The 19,943-nt window shown below is 72.1% G+C and carries 26 protein-coding genes; 12 read left to right on the top strand and 14 right to left on the bottom strand.

Features of this window, described 5'->3' with window-relative positions:
- Positions 1-62 precede the first annotated feature (62 nt).
- On the bottom strand, positions 63-464 hold the full coding sequence (locus ACJ5H2_RS21435) for a VOC family protein (protein WP_408897463.1): 402 nt from the start codon (positions 462-464) through the stop codon (positions 63-65).
- A 91-nt stretch (positions 465-555) separates the two neighbouring features.
- Here ACJ5H2_RS21435 and ACJ5H2_RS21430 point away from each other — a divergent pair, with 91 nt between their 5' ends.
- Positions 556-1,341: a TetR/AcrR family transcriptional regulator gene (locus ACJ5H2_RS21430; RefSeq protein WP_408897462.1), complete on the top strand. Its 786-nt coding sequence runs from the start codon at positions 556-558 to the stop codon at positions 1,339-1,341.
- Here ACJ5H2_RS21430 and ACJ5H2_RS21425 read toward each other — a convergent pair.
- Positions 1,307-1,456 (bottom strand): hypothetical protein, encoded by a 150-nt coding sequence (locus ACJ5H2_RS21425; protein WP_408897461.1) that lies wholly within the window; start codon positions 1,454-1,456, stop codon positions 1,307-1,309. The two genes, ACJ5H2_RS21430 and ACJ5H2_RS21425, sit on opposite strands and share 35 nt — an antisense overlap.
- A 271-nt stretch (positions 1,457-1,727) precedes the next feature.
- Positions 1,728-2,618 (bottom strand): aldo/keto reductase family oxidoreductase, encoded by an 891-nt coding sequence (locus ACJ5H2_RS21420; RefSeq protein WP_408897460.1) that lies wholly within the window; start codon positions 2,616-2,618, stop codon positions 1,728-1,730.
- A 133-nt stretch (positions 2,619-2,751) separates the two neighbouring features.
- Here ACJ5H2_RS21420 and ACJ5H2_RS21415 point away from each other — a divergent pair, with 133 nt between their 5' ends.
- Positions 2,752-3,180 carry a winged helix-turn-helix transcriptional regulator gene (locus ACJ5H2_RS21415; RefSeq protein ID WP_408897459.1) on the top strand — a complete coding sequence of 143 codons (429 nt, stop codon included), beginning with the start codon at positions 2,752-2,754 and terminating at the stop codon, positions 3,178-3,180.
- Positions 3,181-3,458: 278 nt separating this feature from the next.
- Here the strand turns inward: ACJ5H2_RS21415 and ACJ5H2_RS21410 are convergent, their stop codons facing one another.
- The gene (locus ACJ5H2_RS21410) at positions 3,459-5,063 is read right to left on the bottom strand and encodes an MFS transporter (RefSeq protein ID WP_408897458.1); all 1,605 of its coding nucleotides are present in this window, start codon (positions 5,061-5,063) and stop codon (positions 3,459-3,461) included.
- A 53-nt stretch (positions 5,064-5,116) separates the two neighbouring features.
- Entirely contained in the window at positions 5,117-5,767 is a 651-nt protein-coding gene (locus ACJ5H2_RS21405; RefSeq protein ID WP_408897457.1) for a class I SAM-dependent methyltransferase, read from the bottom strand.
- A gap of 166 nt (positions 5,768-5,933) precedes the next feature.
- Here ACJ5H2_RS21405 and ACJ5H2_RS21400 point away from each other — a divergent pair, with 166 nt between their 5' ends.
- Positions 5,934-6,446 carry a helix-turn-helix domain-containing protein gene (locus tag ACJ5H2_RS21400; RefSeq protein ID WP_408897456.1) on the top strand — a complete coding sequence of 171 codons (513 nt, stop codon included), beginning with the start codon at positions 5,934-5,936 and terminating at the stop codon, positions 6,444-6,446.
- 716 nt (positions 6,447-7,162) lie between these two features.
- Here ACJ5H2_RS21400 and ACJ5H2_RS21395 read toward each other — a convergent pair.
- Positions 7,163-8,707 (bottom strand): LVIVD repeat-containing protein, encoded by a 1,545-nt coding sequence (locus ACJ5H2_RS21395; protein WP_408897455.1) that lies wholly within the window; start codon positions 8,705-8,707, stop codon positions 7,163-7,165.
- 91 nt (positions 8,708-8,798) lie between these two features.
- Between ACJ5H2_RS21395 and ACJ5H2_RS21390 the strand changes: the two genes are divergently transcribed.
- The gene (locus ACJ5H2_RS21390; RefSeq protein WP_408897454.1) at positions 8,799-9,482 is read left to right on the top strand and encodes a DUF305 domain-containing protein; all 684 of its coding nucleotides are present in this window, start codon (positions 8,799-8,801) and stop codon (positions 9,480-9,482) included.
- Positions 9,483-9,509: 27 nt separating this feature from the next.
- Here ACJ5H2_RS21390 and ACJ5H2_RS21385 read toward each other — a convergent pair whose 3' ends face one another.
- Positions 9,510-10,352 carry a helix-turn-helix domain-containing protein gene (locus ACJ5H2_RS21385; protein ID WP_408897453.1) on the bottom strand — a complete coding sequence of 281 codons (843 nt, stop codon included), beginning with the start codon at positions 10,350-10,352 and terminating at the stop codon, positions 9,510-9,512.
- Between the two features lie 101 nt (positions 10,353-10,453).
- On the opposite strand from ACJ5H2_RS21385, the gene ACJ5H2_RS21380 reads away from it, so the two are divergent.
- Together ACJ5H2_RS21380 and ACJ5H2_RS21375 are read left to right on the top strand one after the other, a co-directional pair.
- On the top strand, positions 10,454-11,053 hold the full coding sequence (locus ACJ5H2_RS21380; RefSeq protein ID WP_408897452.1) for an NADPH-dependent FMN reductase: 600 nt from the start codon (positions 10,454-10,456) through the stop codon (positions 11,051-11,053).
- Positions 11,054-11,062: 9 nt separating this feature from the next.
- Entirely contained in the window at positions 11,063-11,560 is a 498-nt protein-coding gene (locus ACJ5H2_RS21375; protein ID WP_408897451.1) for a VOC family protein, read from the top strand.
- Positions 11,561-11,582: 22 nt separating this feature from the next.
- Here ACJ5H2_RS21375 and ACJ5H2_RS21370 read toward each other — a convergent pair whose 3' ends face one another.
- The 3 genes from ACJ5H2_RS21370 to ACJ5H2_RS21360 are packed head-to-tail and all read right to left on the bottom strand — an operon-like array spanning position 11,583 to position 13,974.
- Positions 11,583-12,350, bottom strand: a complete 768-nt coding sequence (locus tag ACJ5H2_RS21370) for a MerR family transcriptional regulator (RefSeq protein ID WP_408897450.1) — start codon at positions 12,348-12,350, stop codon at positions 11,583-11,585.
- A 44-nt stretch (positions 12,351-12,394) separates the two neighbouring features.
- Positions 12,395-13,162 carry an ABC transporter permease gene (locus ACJ5H2_RS21365; protein ID WP_408897449.1) on the bottom strand — a complete coding sequence of 256 codons (768 nt, stop codon included), beginning with the start codon at positions 13,160-13,162 and terminating at the stop codon, positions 12,395-12,397.
- Complete coding sequence (locus ACJ5H2_RS21360) at positions 13,159-13,974, bottom strand: ABC transporter ATP-binding protein (protein WP_408897448.1); 816 nt, start codon at positions 13,972-13,974, stop codon at positions 13,159-13,161. Before ACJ5H2_RS21360 ends, ACJ5H2_RS21365 begins: the two co-directional genes overlap by 4 nt.
- Before the next feature lie 186 nt (positions 13,975-14,160).
- Between ACJ5H2_RS21360 and ACJ5H2_RS21355 the strand changes: the two genes are divergently transcribed.
- From ACJ5H2_RS21355 to ACJ5H2_RS21340, 4 genes are all read left to right on the top strand, one after another.
- Positions 14,161-14,427 (top strand): hypothetical protein, encoded by a 267-nt coding sequence (locus ACJ5H2_RS21355; RefSeq protein WP_408897447.1) that lies wholly within the window; start codon positions 14,161-14,163, stop codon positions 14,425-14,427.
- Between the two features lie 54 nt (positions 14,428-14,481).
- Positions 14,482-14,817: a YnfA family protein gene (locus tag ACJ5H2_RS21350; protein ID WP_408897446.1), complete on the top strand. Its 336-nt coding sequence runs from the start codon at positions 14,482-14,484 to the stop codon at positions 14,815-14,817.
- Positions 14,818-14,910: 93 nt separating this feature from the next.
- Positions 14,911-15,408 (top strand): RrF2 family transcriptional regulator, encoded by a 498-nt coding sequence (locus ACJ5H2_RS21345; RefSeq protein ID WP_408899664.1) that lies wholly within the window; start codon positions 14,911-14,913, stop codon positions 15,406-15,408.
- A 172-nt stretch (positions 15,409-15,580) separates the two neighbouring features.
- The gene (locus tag ACJ5H2_RS21340) at positions 15,581-16,021 is read left to right on the top strand and encodes a carboxymuconolactone decarboxylase family protein (RefSeq protein ID WP_408897445.1); all 441 of its coding nucleotides are present in this window, start codon (positions 15,581-15,583) and stop codon (positions 16,019-16,021) included.
- An 18-nt stretch (positions 16,022-16,039) separates the two neighbouring features.
- Here ACJ5H2_RS21340 and ACJ5H2_RS21335 read toward each other — a convergent pair whose 3' ends face one another.
- Positions 16,040-16,660: a hypothetical protein gene (locus tag ACJ5H2_RS21335; protein ID WP_408897444.1), complete on the bottom strand. Its 621-nt coding sequence runs from the start codon at positions 16,658-16,660 to the stop codon at positions 16,040-16,042.
- Between the two features lie 48 nt (positions 16,661-16,708).
- Complete coding sequence (locus tag ACJ5H2_RS21330) at positions 16,709-16,927, bottom strand: amphi-Trp domain-containing protein (protein ID WP_408897443.1); 219 nt, start codon at positions 16,925-16,927, stop codon at positions 16,709-16,711.
- Positions 16,928-16,998: 71 nt separating this feature from the next.
- Here ACJ5H2_RS21330 and ACJ5H2_RS21325 point away from each other — a divergent pair, with 71 nt between their 5' ends.
- Complete coding sequence (locus tag ACJ5H2_RS21325) at positions 16,999-18,000, top strand: enoyl-CoA hydratase/isomerase family protein (RefSeq protein ID WP_408897442.1); 1,002 nt, start codon at positions 16,999-17,001, stop codon at positions 17,998-18,000.
- 56 nt (positions 18,001-18,056) lie between these two features.
- Here the strand turns inward: ACJ5H2_RS21325 and ACJ5H2_RS21320 are convergent, their stop codons facing one another.
- Positions 18,057-18,467: an arsenate reductase ArsC gene (locus ACJ5H2_RS21320; protein ID WP_408897441.1), complete on the bottom strand. Its 411-nt coding sequence runs from the start codon at positions 18,465-18,467 to the stop codon at positions 18,057-18,059.
- Between the two features lie 22 nt (positions 18,468-18,489).
- A complete protein-coding gene (locus tag ACJ5H2_RS21315; protein WP_408897440.1) occupies positions 18,490-19,206 on the bottom strand; it encodes an aquaporin in 717 nt (238 codons plus the stop codon).
- A 47-nt stretch (positions 19,207-19,253) separates the two neighbouring features.
- Between ACJ5H2_RS21315 and ACJ5H2_RS21310 the strand changes: the two genes are divergently transcribed.
- Entirely contained in the window at positions 19,254-19,934 is a 681-nt protein-coding gene (locus tag ACJ5H2_RS21310) for a helix-turn-helix domain-containing protein (RefSeq protein WP_408897439.1), read from the top strand.
- Positions 19,935-19,943 lie beyond the last annotated feature (9 nt).

The raw sequence follows: 19,943 nt of genomic DNA, 5'->3' as shown, positions 1-19,943 counted from the left end.
GTGGACCGGCGGGCGCGGCCGGACTCATCGTCGGCCGCGCCCCCGATTCCTGCGGCTGTGCCTCAGCCGGCGTACTGCGGGTCGGTGGGCTCGACCCACTGGACCAGCTGGAAGACGACCCCGTTGGGGTCGGTCATCTGGAAGTAGCGCTCGCCCCACGGCTCGGTCTCGATCGGCGTGACGATCTCCACTCCCGCGTCCCGGAGCCGTGCGTACTCGGCGTCGATGTCGTCGACGGTGAACACGACGAGCAGCCCGTCGGCGGGCCCCGCCGCGGAGGCCGGCTTGAAGCTCGCCAGCCCGGTGCGGAGGTAGATCAGGTTGAAGCCTGCCTCGGGGTGCTCCAGCGAGCAGAAGCCGTCGGCGGCCATGGCCTCGGTGAAGCCGAGGTGGCGCTGGGCCCAGGCGGCGGACGCGGCGACGTCGGCGACGTTGAGCGAGATGGCGGTGGCGGTGACGTTCAAGCAGGCCTCCTGGCCGTGGGGGATGCGGTCGGATGTATATTGTACATGGTACAGTGTACAACGTACAGAAACGCTGTGCGAGAATGGCGCCGTGAGTGGGAACAGCACCGGTGGCGGCGAGCCGAGCCGCACTCTCGCCCTGTTGTGGGGGGATCCCTCGGTGGGTCCGCGACGCAAGGGACCGGGTCGCTCGGTGAGCGTCGAGCAGCTCGTCGCGGCAGCGCTCGCACTCGCCGACGAGCACGGGCTCGCCGGCGTGACGACGCGGGCCGTCGCGGAGCGGGTCGGCATCTCGACGATGTCGGTCTACACCTACGTCCCGGGCAAGCCCGAGCTGCTCGACCTCATGGTCGACGCGGTCTATCTCGCCATGGCGCGCCCGCCGTGGCGCAGCCGCTCGTGGCGGGCCCGGCTCACCCGGGTCGCCGAGGCCAACCGCGACCTGCTCCGCGCGCACCCCTGGCTGACCGAGGTCGCCGCCCTGAGCCGCCCGCCCCTGGGCCCAGGTGTGATGGCGAAGTACGAGCACGAGCTGGCGGCGTACGACGGCACCGGGCTCAGCGACGTGGACACCGATGCGGCGCTGACCTACCTCCTCGGCTTCGTGCAAGCGCACTGCCGTGCCGCCCACGACGCCGCCCGCGCGAGCACCGACAGCGCGATGAGCGACGCCGAGTGGTGGGCGGCGAACCAGCCCGTCCTCGCGCGGGCCCTCGACCCGCAGGCCTACCCGCGGGCGGTCCGGGTGGGGTCCGCCGCGGGCGCCGCCCAGGGCAGCGCGTGGGACGCCGACCGGGCGTGGCGGTTCGGGCTCGCCCGGACGCTGGACGGGCTCGCGGCCCTCATCGACCCCCGCCCGGGCACTCCGGGTGCGTGAGGTCGTAGCCCCGCGCGAGCTTCTGCGGCACGACCATCCGCCAGGCGTCCACGACCTGCTCGGTCTCCGCCTGGCGTGCTGGGCTTCCGTACCGGGGTCGCTTGCGCTTCTTCATGGTCACGGAGCATGACAGTCAACGTGGGTTGACGCCTCAGCTACTCCAGGGACGACCCGACGGCTACCGAGGGTGCCCGATCCCCACTTCGTTGGCGTGCTCGGCGGCGTGGCAACGAGTGAGGTAGAAGGCCAGGGCGGCCGCCGCTGCTGCTGGCCGAGGACTCCGTCGCCCGTGGGGAGTCAGCGCACGAGGAATAGGCTGCCCAGCGTGTCGAGGAGGAGCGCGAGCCCGAGCGACCGGCGCGCTGAGGCGTTCAGCTTGTTCGGCCTCAGCTGGGCGATCCGATGAGCTCCAGTTCGGCGAGGTCGTCGTCCGACAGGGAGATGGCGGCGCCGGCGACGTTCTCGCGCAGATGGGCGACCTGGGAGGTGCCCGGGATGAGCAGGATGTTCGGAGAGCGCTGCAGCAACCACGCCAGGGCGACCGACATGGGGGTCGTGCCGAGCCGTTCCGCGACGGCCGAGAGGGACGACGACTGCAGCGGGGTGAATCCGCCGAGCGGGAAGAAGGGGACGTACGCGATCCCCTCTGCCGCGAGCCGGTCGATCAGCGCGTCGTCGTGGCGGTGGGCCAGGTTGTACATGTTCTGCACGCAGACAACGGGCGCGATGGCCTGAGCCTCGCGAACCTGCTCGTCGGTGACGTTGCTGACCCCCAGGTGGCGGATCAGCCCTTCCTGCTTGAGGTCGGCGAGCGTCCCGTAGGCCTCGGCGATCGAGCCGGGCTTCGGTCCCTCGGCGTCACCCATCCGCAGGTTCACCACGTCGAGCGCGTCTACGCCGAGGGCCTCGAGGTTGCCGAGCACCTGCTGGCGCAGGTCCTCAGGACGCCGGGCCGTCGGCCAGCCCCCCTGCGCGTCGCGCGTGGCTCCTACCTTGGTGACCAAGTGAAGGGAGTCGGGGTAGGGGTGCAGCGCCTCACGGATCAGCTCGTTGGTCACGCGCGGTCCGTACGCGTCGCTCGTGTCGATGTGCGTAATGCCGAGGGCCACGGCCTCACGCAGCACGGCGAGCGCGCCGTCGTGGTCAGCCGGAGGCCCCATGACCCAGGGTCCGGCGAGTCGCATGGCGCCGTAGCCGAAGCGGGTCACAGTGATGTCACCGAGGGCGAAGGTCCCGCCCGGCAGGGTGGTGGCGCTGGACTTGGTGCTGGTGGTCATGCGGTGTCGTTCCCTTCGGGAGAGATTGTGCTTCTGCCTGTCGTGGTCCATTCTGGAAACGGCACTCTCCGAAGGGAAGTAGGCACTTTCAAGTGCGTTGCTCTCCCTAATGCCCCACGAAGGGACCCCGCCCATGGCACGACAGGACAGGACCGCCGAGGCGCGGATGGAGTTCAACGCCTTCCTGGCGGTGTGCCCGAGCCGACAGCTCCTCGCCCGGATCTCCGACAAGTGGGTCGTCCTCATCCTGTGCGCGCTGAGCGGCGACCGGGACGCGTCCTCACCGGAACCCACCGCGCCCATCCCGATGCGCTACTCCGAGCTGTCACGCCTGCTGGCCGGCGTCAGCCAGAAGATGCTGACGCAGACCCTGCGCTCGCTCGAGCGCGACGGGCTGGTGACCCGGACGGTGACGCCCACGGTCCCGGTCACGGTGACCTACGAGCTCACCGACCTCGGCTCGTCGCTGCACGACGTTACGCGCGGGCTCCGGACGTGGGCACAGGATCACATGGGAGAGGTCCTTCGGAACCGCGAGGAGCACGAGGCCCCGGCCGGCTGAGACGACGGTTGACACCTGCCGATTCCCGGCGGCGAGGTGGAGCCGGCCGACCCAGAGGGACGCACGGTCGACATCGTGCGGAGAGGTCGGCGAGATCGCATTCCGCGGTCAGAACGTGATGAAGGATTACCTCGGCACCCGAGGCCACGGCCGAACTCCTCGACGCCGACGACTGGTTCCGGACGCGCGACCTCGCCCGCACCGACGAGGACGGGTCTTACTGCATCGTCGCGGGTCCGACCGCACCTCGATCCGGCGCGAGGTGGGTCGAGCCGCCGTCACGGCTGGGCTCCTTCGTCCCCAGCGGCGGCCTGCGCGCCCGGCGCATGCTCGTCGGTGGCCATCACCTCCGCCGTGCGGGGACCGCGCACGAGGACGAGCACCGTGAGGACAGCCATCACGCCCACGCCCACCCACATCGCCTGCTGCCAGCCGATGACGAACGACTCGGCGGCCGCCCCCCGGATCCGCTCGGCGTAATCCCCCGCGCCGCGACTGACGACATCGGCGTTGGCGACACCCTCACGGGCCACGCTCGCCAGCGCCTCGGGCACGCCGTCCAGCCGCTGATCGACGGCCGCCTGGTAGCCACCCGCGAGGAGCCCGCCGAGGAGGGCCATGCCCAGCGCCGCGCCCAGCTCGCGAGTCAGGTCGTTGAGCGCGGACGCGACGCCCTGCTGCTCCCGCGGCAGCGACGAGGTGATCGCCTCGGTCGACGGGGTCATCGCCAGGCCCGCGCCCAGGCCCATGGCCATGAGTCCGGGCAGCACGCTGACGTAACCGCCGTCGGTGGACACGAGAGCCGCCATCAGCACCAGCCCGCCCGTGGCGATCGTCAGTCCGGTCGCCATCGCGGCGCGCACGCCCGCCCGGGCCGCCAGCACGGGGGCCAGGCCGGACGCGACGATCATCAGCAGGGCCATCGGCATCAACCCGAGGGTCGAGCGCAGGCCACTCCAGCCGAGGACCACCTGGAAGTACGGGTAGAGCATGAGTGCGACGCCCGCCTGGACGCCGAAGAGAACGAGCAGCAGGGTGGAGCCGGAGGACAGCCCACGGGTACGGAAGTGGCGCACGTCCAGGAGCGGGTGAGGGTGGCGCAGCTCCCACAGGACGAAACCAACGCCCGAGACGGCAGCGATCGCGAGCACGACGACGATCAGCGGGTCACCCCACCCGTGGACCGGCGCCTCGTGAAGGGCGTACGTCAGCGCCACGGCGGCCACGACCGACGCGATGGCACCCCGCAGGTCGAACCGACCCGGCGCAGGTGCGCGGAAGTTCGGCACCGCACCCACGGCGATCGCGACCGCAACGACGGTCAGGGCGATCGGCAGCGCGAACAGCCAACGCCACGATGCGACATCGACCAGCAGGGCGGAGAGGTACATGCCGAGGATCCCGCCGCCGCCCGCGACGGCCGTCCACATCCCGATGGCCTTCGAACGCTCGTCGTCGGGGAAAGTGGAGGTGATGACCGACAGGGTGACCGGCATGATCATCGCCGCCCCCACACCGCTGGCGAACCGGGCAACCAGCATCACCTCGGCCGTCGGGGCGATGGCCCCGGCGAGGTTGGCAGCACCGAAGACCAGAAGCCCCAGCAGCAGCACGGGCTTGCGGCCCCAGCGGTCGCCAGCTGCACCGAGGGGCAGCAGCAGCGCCGCCAGAGCGAGCGTGTAGGTGTTGATGATCCACAGCACAGTGCCCTGGGAGGCATCGATGGTCTCAGCGAGCTGGGGCTGCGCGACGTTGAGCCCGGACACCGAGGCGACGACGGCCATCAACGCGATGCAGACGGCCCACAGGATCGCGCGACGCTGCGCCGGGTCCTCGACGACGGCGGCGCCAGCGACCTCGGACGGGATGACGGGGGATGACATGACAGTGCTTCCTCTCGGGCTGTGGCTTCAGGCTGCGGCTTCGGGCTGTGCAGTCAGCGAGCGCGGTGGACCCGCACGACGACGTCGTGCAGCTCGACCGTGCGACCGCGTGGAGTGACGGTGCGGGAGGCTTCGTAGGCGGCGTCGACGAGCCAGTCGGCGCCGGAGAACAGATCCACGACCTCATCAATCGTCGCGGCGGCGTGCTCCGGGTGAGTGTGACGGTGACCGTGCGCGCGGGCGGGCGCATGGGCGATGACCAGCAGAGTGCCCCCGGGAGCGACCCACTCACCCACCCTGCGGTAGAGCTCGAGCTGGCCGGCGTCGGCGTGCGCATAGCTGGTGACGACAAGGTCCCACGTACGGTCGGGCTCCCACGCCGTGAGGTCGGCACGGACCCAGTCCACGCGGTCGTCGAGGCCGGCCGAGCGCGCGCGGTCCGCCGCTGCGTCGAGCGCCGCGCGGGAGATGTCGGTCGCCACGACGTCCCAGCCGCGCTCCGCGAGCCACAGCGCCTGCGCCCCGTTGCCGCAGCCCGCGTCCAGGGCAGACCCGATCGCGAGTCCCACCGTCTCCGCGGGCAGGTAGGGATGAACGGGGAGCCCGGCGCCGCCGCCGGCGGCGTAGTGGCGGTCCCAGTAGTCCTGGTCGAACGTGTGCTCCACGTGCTCGGTGTGCTCGGTGTGCTCGGTGTGCTCGCTCATCGATCCTTCTTCGTCGCGTGTCCTCCCTCGAGCATGGGTGGCACGCAGGGCGATTCGCAAAGTTCTTTGCCAAATGGAAAACTGGTCGCATGAGCGCCTCGACGGACGACATCATGGATGCGGTGGGACTCGCCTGAAGCACCTGAGACTGAGGCGGGATGTCACCTTGACCCAGCTCGCCGAGGCGACGGGGATCTCGACGAGCACGCTGTCGCGGCTCGAGGCGGGGCTGCGCCGACCGACGTTGGAGCAGCTCCTGCCACTCGCCCGCTTCCACGGCGTCACCATCGACTCACTGGTCGACGCTCCGCGCACCGCCGACCCCCGCGTGGATCTGCGCCCCCTGGCGTGCAGCGACGGGTCGGTGATCATCCCGCTCACCCGCAGGCCTGGCGGCATCCAGGCCTACAAGTTCGTCCTCCCGCCGGGCCGGGACGACGCGGTGCCCGACCTGCGCTCGCACGAGGGCTGGGACTGGGCCTATGTCATGAACGGCACGCTGCGCCTGGTCCTGGGCGACCAAGACCTTCTGCTGCAGGCCGGCCAGGCGGCCGAGTTCGACACCCGCACCCCGCACTGGTTCGGCGCCACCAGCCGGGGTCCCGTGGAATACCTCAGCCTCGTCGGGCGCCAGGGCGAACGCGCCCACGTGCACACGCACGACCAGTCAGCACCGTGATCCGGGCCCGTCCGCCCCTGCGCAATGGGTCGTCATGCCACGATGCGAGCGTGGGAATCTTCAAGCGCAGCGAAGCCGTCCGGGCCGAGAAGATCGGCGCACACGCCCGGTATGTCAATGAGGACGTGCGGACGCGATGCGGCGACTCACGATCAACGACCCGCTCGCCCGCAAGCTGTTGACCCTCGACCGCGACTGCGGCTCCGGCACCGGCGTCCGCGACTCACTCGATGACGAACCGACCCGATGGCCCACCGGGCTAGCTGGGGATGCGGGTCCACGCAGATCATCGCCGACCACCTCGACATCGACTACCCGCTCGGCCGCGAGCGATCGCCGTGACCTCGCAGAACTCCAACGCCCCGCTCGTCGAGCTGATCCGGGCCGGCCTGGTGCGAGCTGACACGCCGGTCTCGCGCGCGTCCCGCTCAAGGTCTACCCGGCAGAGGACCAAGAAGAGTTCCTCGCCCTCCTCCACGCCCTCCTCCACCCGGCGACCCGCGCGAGACCTCGAGCACGACCGCCGTCGGCGCGTGGGGCGCCGGCTTCGGCGCCCCCGGCCACCAACCGGCAGGTCGAGCTGGCCGCCGAGGACGTGGTTCGACGCCATGACGAGGCACCAGGCTGGACCATCGCCGCGCTGTGGACTCATCGCCGACGGCGACGGGGCCCCGCCGTCACCGGCGAGGCCCCGTCGTGGAGGGCAGAGCAAGCGGTCAGTACGACGTCTGCGACTGGACGTTCAGCTCGTCGGTCTTGAAGGACCGCGCCGGCGCCACCAGCGGGTCGTTGACCTTGAACACGTCGAAGCCCTGCTGGATGTCGCTGGAGAAGATGTGGCCGTTGTACCAGTACGCCGACCACGAGCCGCCCAGGATCAGGCGCTCGGTCGAGAGCGGGCCCCGGTCGAAGTGCGCGATCTCCTTCGGGTTCGCCGAGTCGGTGAAGTCCCACACCGAGATCCCGCCCTGGTACCAGGCCTGGACCATGATGTCGCGGCCCTTGACGGGGATCAGCGAGCCGTTGTGGGCGACGCAGTTCTCCGTGTTGGCCTGGGTCCGCGGGATCTTGAAGTAGGAGCGGAACTCCAGCTGGCCGCCAACGATGTCGTAGATGCCGTCCGCGCCCTTCTTCTCGCCGACGGTCGGGTTGCAGGTCGGGCCGCCTCCGCCGCCGAGCTCGTCGGTGAAGACGACCTTGGTGCCGGCGTTGTTGAAGGTCGCGGAGTGCCAGAACGCGAAGTTCTCGGTGTCGCGGACCTGCTCGGTCACGACCGGGTTCTCACGGTCGGAGATGTCGACGAGGATCCCGTCACCCATGCAGGCGCCGGCCATGATGTCCTTGCTCGGGTAGGCCGTGAGGTCGTGGCAGCCCGAGGTCTCCCGCGAGTAGTTCCCCGGCGGGTTGCCCCCGCCCTCCGCCGCCGGGAAGAGCACCGGCTCGCTGACCACGGCGGCGTCCTGTGGCGCGGCGACCGGCACCTTCACGACGCTGACCTGGTCGTGCGGGGGCTGGCAGTCGGGGAAGCTGGCGTTGGGCGAGTACGACGACACGTAGACGTACACGTCCGCGCCGTCCTTCGACGGGGCGAGCGTGTGCGTGTGCGAGCCGCAGGCGGTCTCGACCGAGGCGACGTACTGCGGTGCGGTGGGCTCGCTGATGTCGAAGACGCGGATGCCCTCCCACGAGTCCTTGATCGTCGCGGACTGCGGGACGTTGTCGCAGGAGTCGTTGCTGCGGCTGGAGTCGACGCTGAGCACGAGCAGGTCGCCCATGACCGAGATGTCGTTCTGTGAGCCGGGGCAGAGCACCTGGGTGACCAGGCGCGGCTTGTGCGGCTTGCGGATGTCGTAGACGGACAGACCGTCGTAGTTGCCTTGGAAGGCGTAGTCGCCCTGGAAGGCGAGGTCGGTCTGGAAGGACGACTCGCCGGCGAACGGGCCGGACTTGGGGATGTTGGCGAGGAGCTCGATGTTCGGGCTCTTGTCGACCTCGCCGGGCGCCAGCACGGCAGCGCTGTCGTCGAGCTTCGCCAGGTCCTGGCCGGGCAGGCAGGCCAGCGCGAAGTTGTCGCCGGCGCGCTCGTTCGCGCGCTGCTGGCCGGGCGGGCACGGCTGGGACGCCGCGGCCTCGTGGGTGGTGTCGTGGTTGTCGTCGTCGTGGGCGTCGGCCGGCAGGGTCACTGCCGTGAGGCCGAGGGCCACGACGCCCAGCGTGGTGACGCCGAGCCTGCGCAGGCGCAGAGGGACAGGGATCGCCATGGTGTCTCCCGAGATTGGTGGATGCGTACCCGAACCCCGATCGTGGCCTATGGTGAGCGGGCTCACAAGTCCCCTCTGAGGAGATTTCTCGGTGTCTCGGTCTCGGTCGCTGTCCCCCGCCATCCCTGCCGCGGTGGCCCTCCTGGTCGGGGCGCTCGCCCTCGGCGGCTGCATCGAGAAGGAGGAGCCCGAGCGTCAGGACGCCGACGCGCCCGCCGTCGTCCAGCCCGGCGCGCCCGGGGAGGGGGCCTCGACGCTCGAGCCCGGCGCGACGGCGGAGCATGCCGAGACCGCCCACGACGACGTCGCGTTCATGCAGATGATGATCCCGCACCACGCGCAGGCGCTGGAGATGTCCGAGCTCGCCCCGGAGCGGGCCGGCTCGCCGCGGGTGAAGGCCCTGGCGCGACGGATCCTCGCCGCCCAGCGACCGGAGATCCTCACCATGGCCGCGTGGCTGACCGACCGTGACCTGGCGGTGCCCTCGGCCCAGGACGACCCCGCCGAGTTCGACCACGGTCAGCACGGTCACGCCTCGATGCACGGCATGCTGACCGAGGAGCAGATGCGGGACCTGGAGGCCGCGCGGGGCAGCGCCTTCGACCGGCTCTTCCTCGAGGGCATGATCCAGCACCACCAGGGTGCGATCGCGATGGCCGACGCCGTCGTCGCCACCGCGGGCACCGACGTCCAGGCCATCGAGCTGGCCAACGAGATCGTCATCGGCCAGGGCGCCGAGATCGACCGCATGGAGGAGCTGCTCGCCCAGCTGTGAGGCCTGCGGTTCCCAGGCCCGCGGGTGCTACGACGAGATGCGGCGCAGCGCCCCGGGGACCCACCCCGCGAGCCGGTCGAGGGCGGCCTGGGCGGCCCCGTCGGCGGGCAGCAGGACGGCGACGGTGAGTCCGTCGCGCGCCAGCAGCACCTCGCTGGTCAGCCGGACCAGGCCGACCTCGGGATGCAGGACAGCGCCCAGCCCCAGGTCGGGCTCGCCGGTCGGGCGGGCGTCGTACCGGGTCGAGAACTCGGGACCGAGCGAGGCCGCGAGCGCACCCACCAGCTGCGCGGTGTCCGGCCCGCCCTGCAGGTGCACCCAGCGCACCAGCGCGTCGGCGAAGGCCGCCCAGTCCGGCACGGCCGTGCGGGAGCGGGGGTCCGCGAAGGCGTAGTGCAGCAGCTGCGGCGCCTCGCCATCGAGCATGCCGAGGGGCCGGACCAGGCCGTCGAAGGCGTCGGTCCAGGCCGCGAGCTCGGCATGGCGGCGCACGACGACGGCCGGCGTCGGCTCCAACCGGTCGAGGAGCGCCAGCAGGCCGGCCGGGACCTCCTCCTGCTCCGGGCACCCGCGGGCGCACACCAGCCCGGTGCCCTGGCTGAGCGCGACGAGGTGGTGCAGGTGGAGACGGTCGTCGGCGTCGAGCCGCAGGGCGTCCGCCACGGCGGCCACCACCTGGGTGGACGGGCGGCGGTCGCGGCCCTGCTCGAGCCGGGTGAGGTACTCGACGCTGATCCCGGCCAGGGTCGCCAGCTCCGCGCGCCGCAGTCCGGGGGTACGCCGGCGCTCGCCGCGCGGCAGGCCGACCTCCTCGGGCTGCACGGCCTCGCGCCGCGCCCGCAGGAAGCTGCCCAGCTCTCCTTCGATCACGCCCGCCATTGTGCCCGCCGGGCGCCGACGGAGGGTGGCCCTGGCAGGACCACCCTCCGCGCGGTCTCCCTCCGGCCGCCGGGCCGCACGACGCTGGAGCCATGGACACCACGAACGCACACGACCAGCTCCGGATCGCGATCATCGTCGGCAGCACCCGCCCCGGCCGGCGCGGCGGCGACGTCGCGGCCTGGGTGCACGAGGCGGCGCGCCGCCGTACCGACGCCCACTACGAGGTCGTCGACCTCGCCGACCACCCACTGCCTCACCTCGACGCGGAGCTGCCGCCCATCATGGGCTCCTACGCCGCACCGCACACCCGGGACTGGGCCGCGACCATCGCCGGGTACGACGGCTTCGTCGTGGTCACGCCGGAGTACAACCACTCGATCCCCGGCGTGCTGAAGAACGCCATCGACCACCTCTACGCCGAGTGGAACCACAAGGTCGCCGGGGTCGTCTCCTACGGGGCCGACGGCGGCGCCCGCGCCTCGACGCACCTGCGCCAGGTCTTCGGCGAGCTCAAGGTGCCGGTGGTGCGGCAGGCCGTCGGGCTCTCGCTCTACCTCGACTTCGAGGACTTCACGCGGCTGGCGCCCCGTCCCCAGCTCGCCGGCCAGCTCGACACCCTCTTCGACGAGGTGGCGCTGTGGGGCGGCGCCCTGCGGGCGGTGCGCGGCCGCCTCCGCGCGGCCGCCTAGGCTGGGCCGATGACCGGCTTCGGCCCCGTGACCCAGCTGGCCTGGGTCACCGACGACCTCGACGCCACCGAGCAGGTGCTGGGGGCCACCCTGGGCGCGACCGGCTGGACCCGGATGCCCGAGATCCACTTCGGTCCCGAGAGCTGCACCTTCCGCGACCGGCCCGCCGACTTCACCGCGGACATCTCCCTCAGCTACGCCGGCGACCTCCAGCTGGAGCTGATCCGGCCGGTGACGGGTGCGTCGCTGTACGCCGAGTTCCTCGCCGAGCGCGGTCCCGGGCTGCACCACGTCTGCTGCGAGGTCCCGGACCTCGACACCGCCGTCGAGCAGGCGCGTGGCACGGGCCTCCGCGTCGTCCAGGAGGGCACGATGGCCGACGGCCTGATGCGCTTCGCCTATCTCGACACCTCCGCCGCCGGTGCGTCGTACGTCGAGCTGGCGCAGGTCGCTCCGGACCTGCGCGCGCTCTTCGCCGACGTCCGCGAGCGCGCCCAGGGGTCCTGACGGGAGCGGGACCGGCAGGACGTCAGGCCCGCTCCACGCGGGTCCAGCCGGCCCAGCCCCGCTCGGCGAGGAGCTCGCGCAGGTGGGTGACCATCGGGTGCCCGCTGGCCATGGAGTCGAGCAGCTGCACGAACGCGGAGTCGTCCATCATCTCCTCCTGCTGCTCGAGCTGCCCGTTCGCGGCGGCCTCCTCGAACATCTCGACCAGCAGGTCGGCCATCTCGAGCACCAGCGCCTCGTCCTCCGAGCCGTCGCTGCGCAGCAGCCGGGCGATCAGCTGGTAGAAGCGCACCGTGCGCGGGTCCTTCAGCTGCTCCCGCTTGTCGGCCATGAAGGCCGGGATCTGGTCCGGGTAGCGCGCGGCGACGAGGATCCAGGCGTCGCGCTCCGCCTCGATCATCTCCTCGGGAACGCCGGTCCCGCGCACGAGCTCCAGGTACGCCGACACCTCGTCCGGCACCGCCAGGGTGTCACCGGAGCCCAGCTGGGCGATCCGCCGGCGGTGCTGCTGGATCGCGCGGATCTCGGCCCGCAGCCGCCGGTCGATCTCCTCGACCGCGACGGCGAAGGTCTCCGGGTCGGCGTCCAGCAGCTCCTGCACCCGGGCCAGCGGGACCCCGGCCTCGGCGAGCGTCCGGATCCGGATCAGCCGGACCACGGCCGCGGCGTCGTAGGAGCGGTAGCCGGAGCCGTCCCGCTCCGGCTCCGGCAGCAGCCCGACCTGGTGGTAGTGGCGCACGGTCCGGATGGTCACGCCGGCGTACGTCGCCAGCTGGCCGATCGTGAGCATGGCCCCACCCTGCCCTGTCACTGCTGTGCCCACGCGACCTGGGCTCACGCGAACCGGCGGCGGTAGGCCCGCATCGCGAGCAGGTACGCCAGCGCGAGCAGGCCCACGCACCAGGCCAGCGCGAGCCAGGCGTCGTCGCCGGGGGAGCGCTCGTCCAGCAGGGCGCGCAGGGTGTTCACGATCGAGGTGACCGGCTGGTGCTCGGCGAACCAGCGCACCGGGCCCGGCATCCCGTCGGTCGGCACGAAGGCGGAGCTGATGAAGGGCAGGAAGATGATCGGGTAGGCGAAGCCACCCGCGCCGTCCGGCGACTTGGCGCTCAGGCCGGCGATCACCGCCAGCCAGGTGAGCGCCAGCGTGAACAGCACGAGGATCCCGGCGACGGCGAGCCACGCGAGGATCCCGGCACCGGAGCGGAAGCCCATCACGAGGGCGACCAGGACGACCAGGACGACCGAGATCAGGTTCGCCACGAGCGAGGTCAGGACATGGCCCCACAGAGCCGCCGAGCGGGCGATCGGCATCGACAGGAAGCGCTCGAAGATGCCGCCCTGCAGGTCCAGGAAGAGCCGGTAGGAGGTGTAGGCGATGCCCGAGGCGACCGTGATGAGCAGGATCCCGGGCAGCAGGTAGTCGACATATCTCCCCTCGCCCGTGTCGATCGCCGCGCCGAAGACGTAGACGAACAGCAGCAGCATCGCGATCGGCGTGATCGCGGTGGTGATGATGGTGTCCGGGCTGCGCAGGATGTGACGCAGGGACCGGCCCAGCAGGGCGCGGGTGTCGCTCACGACGTGGGTGCTCGTGCTCATCCTCGTCCTCCGTTCGCGGTGCCGTCGGCGACGGCGGGGGTCGTGGTGGGGGTGCGGTCACCGACGAGCGCCAGGAAGATCTCCTCCAGCGTCGGCTGCTTCTCGACGTACTCGACGCGGGCCGGGGGCAGGAGCTGCTTGAGCTCGGCCAGCGTGCCCTCGACGACGATCCGGCCCTCGTGGAGGATCGCGATCCGGTCGGCCAGCTCCTCGGCCTCGGTGAGGTACTGCGTGGTGAGCAGCACGGTCGTGCCGCCGGCGGCCAGGTCGCGCACGGCCTGCCACACCTCGATCCGCGCCTGCGGGTCGAGCCCGGTGGTCGGCTCGTCGAGGAAGACGACCGGGGGCTCGCCGATCAGGCTCATCGCGATGTCCAGGCGACGTCGCATGCCGCCCGAGTACGTCGCGGCGCGGCGCCCCCCGGCGTCGGTCAGCGAGAAGCGGGCGAGCAGCTCGTCGGCGACCCGGCCCGGGTCGGGCACGTGGCGAAGGCGGCCGACCAGGACGAGGTTCTCGCGCCCCGTCAGGATCTCGTCCACGGCGGCGAACTGCCCGGTCAGGCTGAACGACGCGCGCACCCGGTCGGGCTGGGTCGCGACGTCGAAGCCCTGCACGCTCGCCGTACCGTCGTCGGCCCGCAGCAGCGTGGCGAGGATCCGGATGAGCGTCGTCTTGCCGGCGCCGTTGGACCCGAGCAGGGCCACGATGCTGCCGGGTGCGACCTCCAGGTCGACGCCTCGCAGGACCGGCAGCTCGCCGAACGACTTCCTCACCCCGGCGACCCGGATGGCGGGTCCTCCTGGTGCTTCCATGGTGGCTCTTCCCTTCTCGAGGACTCGCGGGCGGGCCCCGCGAGGTGGCCGGCGTCGGGCCAGCGAAGGAAGCGTGCAGGGTTGACGTTGCGTCAAGGTCAAGACGGTTTCCCGAGAACTTTCTGGTGAGCCCCCGCACCCCGCTCGTATGGGAGGCGGGCGAGCCCTCCCGGTACCGTGAGGGCCATGACTCGGGCTCAGGGCTACGGCACGCACTTCGGTTCGACCGCGCAGGTCCAGGACCGCCAGGGCTTCCGGACCTTCACGGTGCGGGAGCTGGTCGCCTACGGGCGGCTCATCGTCAACCGCGAGCGGGTCGACCCCGAGCGCGTGGTCCACGACTTCATCCGGGCGAACCCCGAGGTCGACCTCGACGCGCGCAGCACGATCACCGACTGGCAGGACGGCCGGCGTCCCGGCGACACGGCCGAGCGGCCGGGCGGCTACTTCTGACCGACGGCTCTTCCTGACCGACGCCCCAGAGGCGCGCCTGGGAGGATCGAGCCCATGGACGTGGCCCGCTCGATCCCGTTGTTCGTCCTGGCCGGGCTCGCCGAGATCGGCGGAGCCTGGCTGGTCTGGCAGGGGGTGCGGGAGCACCGCGGCTGGCTCTGGGTCGGCGCCGGCGTCCTCGCGCTCGGTCTCTACGGCTTCGTGGCGACCCTGCAGCCGGACGCCCACTTCGGGCGGATCCTGGCGGCGTACGGCGGGGTCTTCGTCGCCGGGTCGCTGGCGTGGGGGATGGCGTTCGACGGCTTCCGCCCGGACCGGTACGACGTCGTCGGCGCCGTGGTCTGCCTCGTGGGTGTCGCCGTCATCATGTACGCGCCGCGGTCCGGGTGACGCCTGCGCCCGGTGCGGTCTGGGCGTGGGCCTTGCGCGGCCCGCACATATCTGGATATCATATATCCAGTTAAGGAGGTGCTGGCCGTGCGGATGAACGAAGGCGTCGAGTGGGCCGCCCACGTGTGCCTGCTGCTGCACTGGCTGCACGAGGGCGACGCGACGCTGCCGCCCGCACCGGTGCCCGCACCGGTGCCCGTGGCCCGCCTCGCGGACGCCTACGACCTGCCCTCGCCGTACCTCGTCAAGCAGATCCAGGCGCTGACGCGGGCCGGCGTCACCGAGTCGGTCCCCGGCAAGAACGGCGGCGTCCGGCTGGCCCGGCCGGCCGACCGGATCACCCTGATGGACGTCGTCGCGGCGATCGAGGGCCCCGAGGACGCCTTCGCCTGCACGGAGATCCGCCAGCGCGGCATGAACGAGGGCCGCCCCGCGCGCGACTTCGCCCGTCCCTGCGGGATCGCGCACGCCATGCGCGGAGCGGAGCTGGCCTGGCGGCGCGAGCTGGCCGCCACCTCGATCCTCGATCTCGCCACCTCCACCCCGCGACGGATCGCCGCCGATGCGAGGCGGCACTTCGCGCGGGCGTGAGGGTCGCGGGGCGGCGGTGCTGTAACTGCCTGTTCTTGCTACCACCTGACCCGTAGACCGGTACGCCAGTGACATGAACAGGTAGTTACAGGACGACCGCCTCCCCGGCCCACCCCGACCGCCACACCCATAACTGGATATCTAATATCCCGAATTGAGAGGAAAAAGAAGGATGACCCGCACCCCGATCCGCGACGCGTCGCCGGAGACCTTCCAGGCGCTGCTCGCGCTCGACACCCGGCTGAAGAAGTCCCTCGGCCCGGTCCTCTACGACCTGGTGAAGCTGCGTGCCTCGCAGATCAACGGCTGCGCGTACTGCGTCGACATGCACGCCACCGACCTCGAGCGCCGCGGCATCCCGACCCGCAAGATCCACGGCGTCGGCGCCTGGGAGGAGAGCCCGTTCTTCGACGAGACCGAGAGGGTCGCGCTCGCGTTCGCCGAGCGGCTCACGGGCGGCGTCGGGCAGGTCGACGACGAGCTGTGGGAGACGGCCGGCCGGCAGCTCGGCGAGGAGCGGCGGGCCGACCTGATCGTGGCCGTCGGCACGATCAACACCTGGAACATGACCGGCATCACCACGCACCTGCAGCCGGAGGGGGCACTGGTCTAGCCGCGGGAGCGGAAGGGGCTAGCCCTTCGCGCGCTCGGCCAGCCGCACCGCGGCATGGCGCACGATGGGCGCCTCGTCCTCGTCGCGCGCGGCCTCGTGGGGGACCTGGCCGCCGAGGAGCGCGGCCGGCTGGGTGAGCCAGGCCCACACCTGCCACGTGTCCATCGCGGAGGTGAGGAGGGGCTCGAGCACCGCGCCCAGCTCGGGTCGGAGCTCGCCGGCGTCGTCGAGCTGGAAGGCCGGGACGAGCACGCCGCCGTCGTGGGGGACCACCAGGAGCGCGCCGCGCTCGGCGGCCTTGTGCACCGCGAAGCGGGCGGCGTTCTCGGAGACGCCGCGGACCCGCGCCAAGGTCGCGTAGGTGTGCGTCGGGGAGGACAGGAGCGCGGCGCGGACCTGCGCCTGCCGGCGCAGCTGCACCAGTGCCAGCGGTACGGCGTGCGCGGGCTCGTCGCCGTCCTGGTGCAGCATCCGGTCCAGGTCGGCCAGCTGCTCGGTGCTCAACGGCGCACCGGTGCTCGGGTCGCGCCAGCGGGCGATGCCGGCGAGATCGCGCTCGAAGGACGGCAGCCCCGCCGCGGCCAGGTGGTCGGCCAACCCGAGCCCCTCGAGCCAGTCCGCCAGCTGATCCCCGTTCACGGGGTCAGCCTCGCACGGGCGGGACCAGCCGCGGTCGGCGCCCGCCGATCACCAGGTGAGCTCGATCTCCAGCTCGTTCGTGTCGCCGATCTCGACCTCCACCTTGAGCTCCACCTCGGCGGGCACGTCGACGGTGATGCGGTGTCCGCCCCGCTCGAAGGTCACGCTGTTGTGCCGCTCCAGCGCGTCGGCCAGCGCACGCAGGCGGGCCGCCGCCTCCTCGCGGCGCAGGCGCTGGGTCTGGTCGATCTCGAACAGCTCGTCCACGGGATTCTCCTCGCGCTGGGGGTGGTCCCCCCGACGGTAGCGAGCGTCTGCGCACTGGAAGACTCGTCGTCGTGGACGAAGCCAGCGACGAGACACGCAACGAGGTACGCATCGAGCGCCTCGGCCCGGTGGGACGGATCGTGCTCGACCGGCCCCGGGCGCTCAACGCGATCACGCTGGACATGGTCGAGCGGATCCGCGTGGCACTGGAGGAGTGGCGCACCGCCGGGCTGCGGGCCGTGGTGGTCGAGAGCGCGTCGGACCGGGCGTTCTCGGCCGGCGGCGACATCCGCCGCGTCCGGGAGAACTCGCTGGCCGGCCGGCACGACGAGAGCCTGCGCTTCTTCGAGACGGAGTACGCCGTCAACGCGCTGCTCGGCAGCTATCCCGTGCCCGTCGTCGCCCTCGTCGGCGGCATCTGCCTCGGCGGCGGCATGGGGCTCAGCGTCCACGGGACGTTCGTGGTCGTCTCACCGGAGGCGTCCTTCGCCATGCCGGAGACGAGGATCGGCTTCTTCCCCGACGTCGGCGGCTCGCACTTCCTGCCCCGCCTGCCCGGCCACACCGGCCGCTACCTGGGCCTGACGGGCGCGCGCATCGGCGCGGCCGACGCGCTCGCGCTGGGCGTCGCCACCCACACCTGCTCCGCGGCGGACCTGGCGGCCCTGCCAGAGCTGATCGCAGCGTACGACGGCCCGTTGGAGCAGCTCCTGCGCGAGCGCGCGCCGGACGAGCCCGGCGAGGCGGGAGCGCTGGCGGCAGTGCGGACTGAGCTCGAGTGGGTCTTCAGCGCGCCCGATCTCGGCGGCATCCGCACGCGGCTGGGCCGGCTGACCGATGCCGACGGCCCGGTCGGGGACTGGGCCCGCGACACCAGCGCAGCCCTCGACGCCGCGTCGCCCTCCAGCCTGGCACTCACCGACCGCCTCCTGGTCGAGGGACGCGGGCGCAACCTCGAGGAGTGCCTGCACGCCGAGCTCGCCGCGGCGCGCGACCGGATCGCGAGCGACGACTTCATCGAGGGGGTCCGCGCCGTGCTGGTCGACAAGGACCATGCGCCGCGCTGGCGGTAGCCCGGGGTTTCGAGGCTCGCTGGCGCTCGCACCTCAACCACCGGCGGGCGCGTGCCTCAGTCGGGGGCGGTGGGGGCGAGCTCGGCGACCAGGGCCTCGACCCGTCGCCTGATCTCGTCACGGATCGGGCGGACGGCGTCGAGGCCCTGGCCGGCGGGGTCGTCGAGCACCCAGTCCTCGTACCGCTTGCCGGGGAAGAACGGGCACTCGTCGCCGCAGCCCATGGTGATCACCACGTCGGCCTCGCGGACCGCGGACTCGGTGAGGACCTTCGGCTGCTCGGTCGCGATGTCGATGCCCTCCTCGGCCATCGCCGCGACCGCGACCGGGTTGACCTGGTCGGCGGGCTGGGAGCCGGCCGAGAGGACCTCGACCCGGTCGCCGGCCAGGTGCTGCAGATAGCCCGCGGCCATCTGCGAGCGGCCGGCGTTGTGGACGCAGACGAACAGGACGGTGGGTGTGGTCATCGAGGGCTCCTGAGCTGGTGGGTCAGTGGGGATGGGGCACGACGACATCGTCGGCCCGCTCTCCGGCGTCCGGATAGAGCGCGAGCGTGAGGCCGATGCCGACCAGCAGCCCGACGAGCTGCATCGCGATGAAGGCGGGCGCCGAGCCCGGCGCGATGCCGGCGAAGGTGTCGGTGAAGACCCGGCCGATGGTCACCGCCGGGTTGGCGAAGGACGTCGAGCTGGTGAACCAGTACGCCGCGCCGATGTAGGCGCCGACGGCCGGGGCCGCCAGGGCGCCCCGGCCCGTGCGCACCAGCGCGAAGACCAGCGCGACCAGCCCGGCGGTCGCGACGACCTCGGCGACGAGGTGGCCGCCGCCGAGCCGGTCCTTCGTCGACAGCCCCTGGTCCACCTCGAACATCACGTTCGCGAGCACGGCGCCGGCGACGCCGCCGACCACCTGGGCGAGGCCGTACGCCGCGACCTCGGGCAGCGACAGGCCCGCGCCGGTCCGGCGGCCCAGGAACCAGTCGGCGAGGGAGACGACCGGGTTGAAGTGCGCGCCGGACACCGGGCCGAACCACAGGATCAGCACGGTCAGCCCGAGCACCGTCGTGGTCGAGTTCTCGAGGAGCTGCAGGCCCACGTCGCCGGGCGACAGCGTCTCGGCGGCGATGCCGGATCCGACCACGACGGCGACGAGCAGCGCGGTGCCGAGGAGCTCGGCGAGCAGGCGACGGGTCAGCGGATCACGCACGGCGCCTATCTTGACGGGACCAAGATCGCTCAGTCAAACTTGAGGCAATGAATATTGAGCAAACGGTGGCGCTCGAACGACGGGTCGCGAGCTACGCCGCCCTCGCCGACTCGACCCGGCTCCGGGTGGTGGACCTGCTGGCGCTCGGCGACGCCGCCTCCTCCGAGCTCGCGTCCCGGCTCGGGGTCGCGTCGAACCTGCTCGCGCACCATCTCAAGATCCTCGAGTCGGCCGACATCGTGGAACGCCGTCGCTCCGAAGGGGACGGCCGGCGCGGCTACTGGCGGCTGCGTCCAGACGCGGCCCCGACGATCGACAGCCCCTCGCTCCCGGCGCCGGGCCGCGTGGTCTTCGTCTGCACGGCCAACACCGCTCGCTCCCACCTCGCCGCCGCCCTCTGGCGCCGCGCGAGCAGGGTCCCGGCCACATCGGCGGGAACCCACCCGGCCGCGCGGATCGCCGCCGGCGCCCGGGCCGCCGCGCGCCGGCACCGTCTCGACCTGCCCGACCTGGCACCGCGCCATCTCGACGATCTCGCGCCCGGCGACGCCGACCTCGTCGTCACCGTTTGCGACCGGGCCCACGAGGAGCTGGGGCCCCGGTCACAGCTCCACTGGTCGGTCCCCGACCCGGTCGCGTCCGGCACCCGGGCCGCCTTCGACCGGGCCGTCGACGAGCTCGGGCGCCGCGTCAGCCACCTCGCGCCCCTCGTACCGCGCGCGTCCTGACCCGCCCGG

Source organism: Nocardioides pymetrozini, from assembly GCF_046058985.1.
In the GTDB taxonomy this organism is placed as follows: Bacteria; Actinomycetota; Actinomycetes; order Propionibacteriales; family Nocardioidaceae; genus Nocardioides.
Note: the sequence above shows the minus strand (reverse complement) of the source record. Positions and strands in the feature narration are given on the sequence as shown.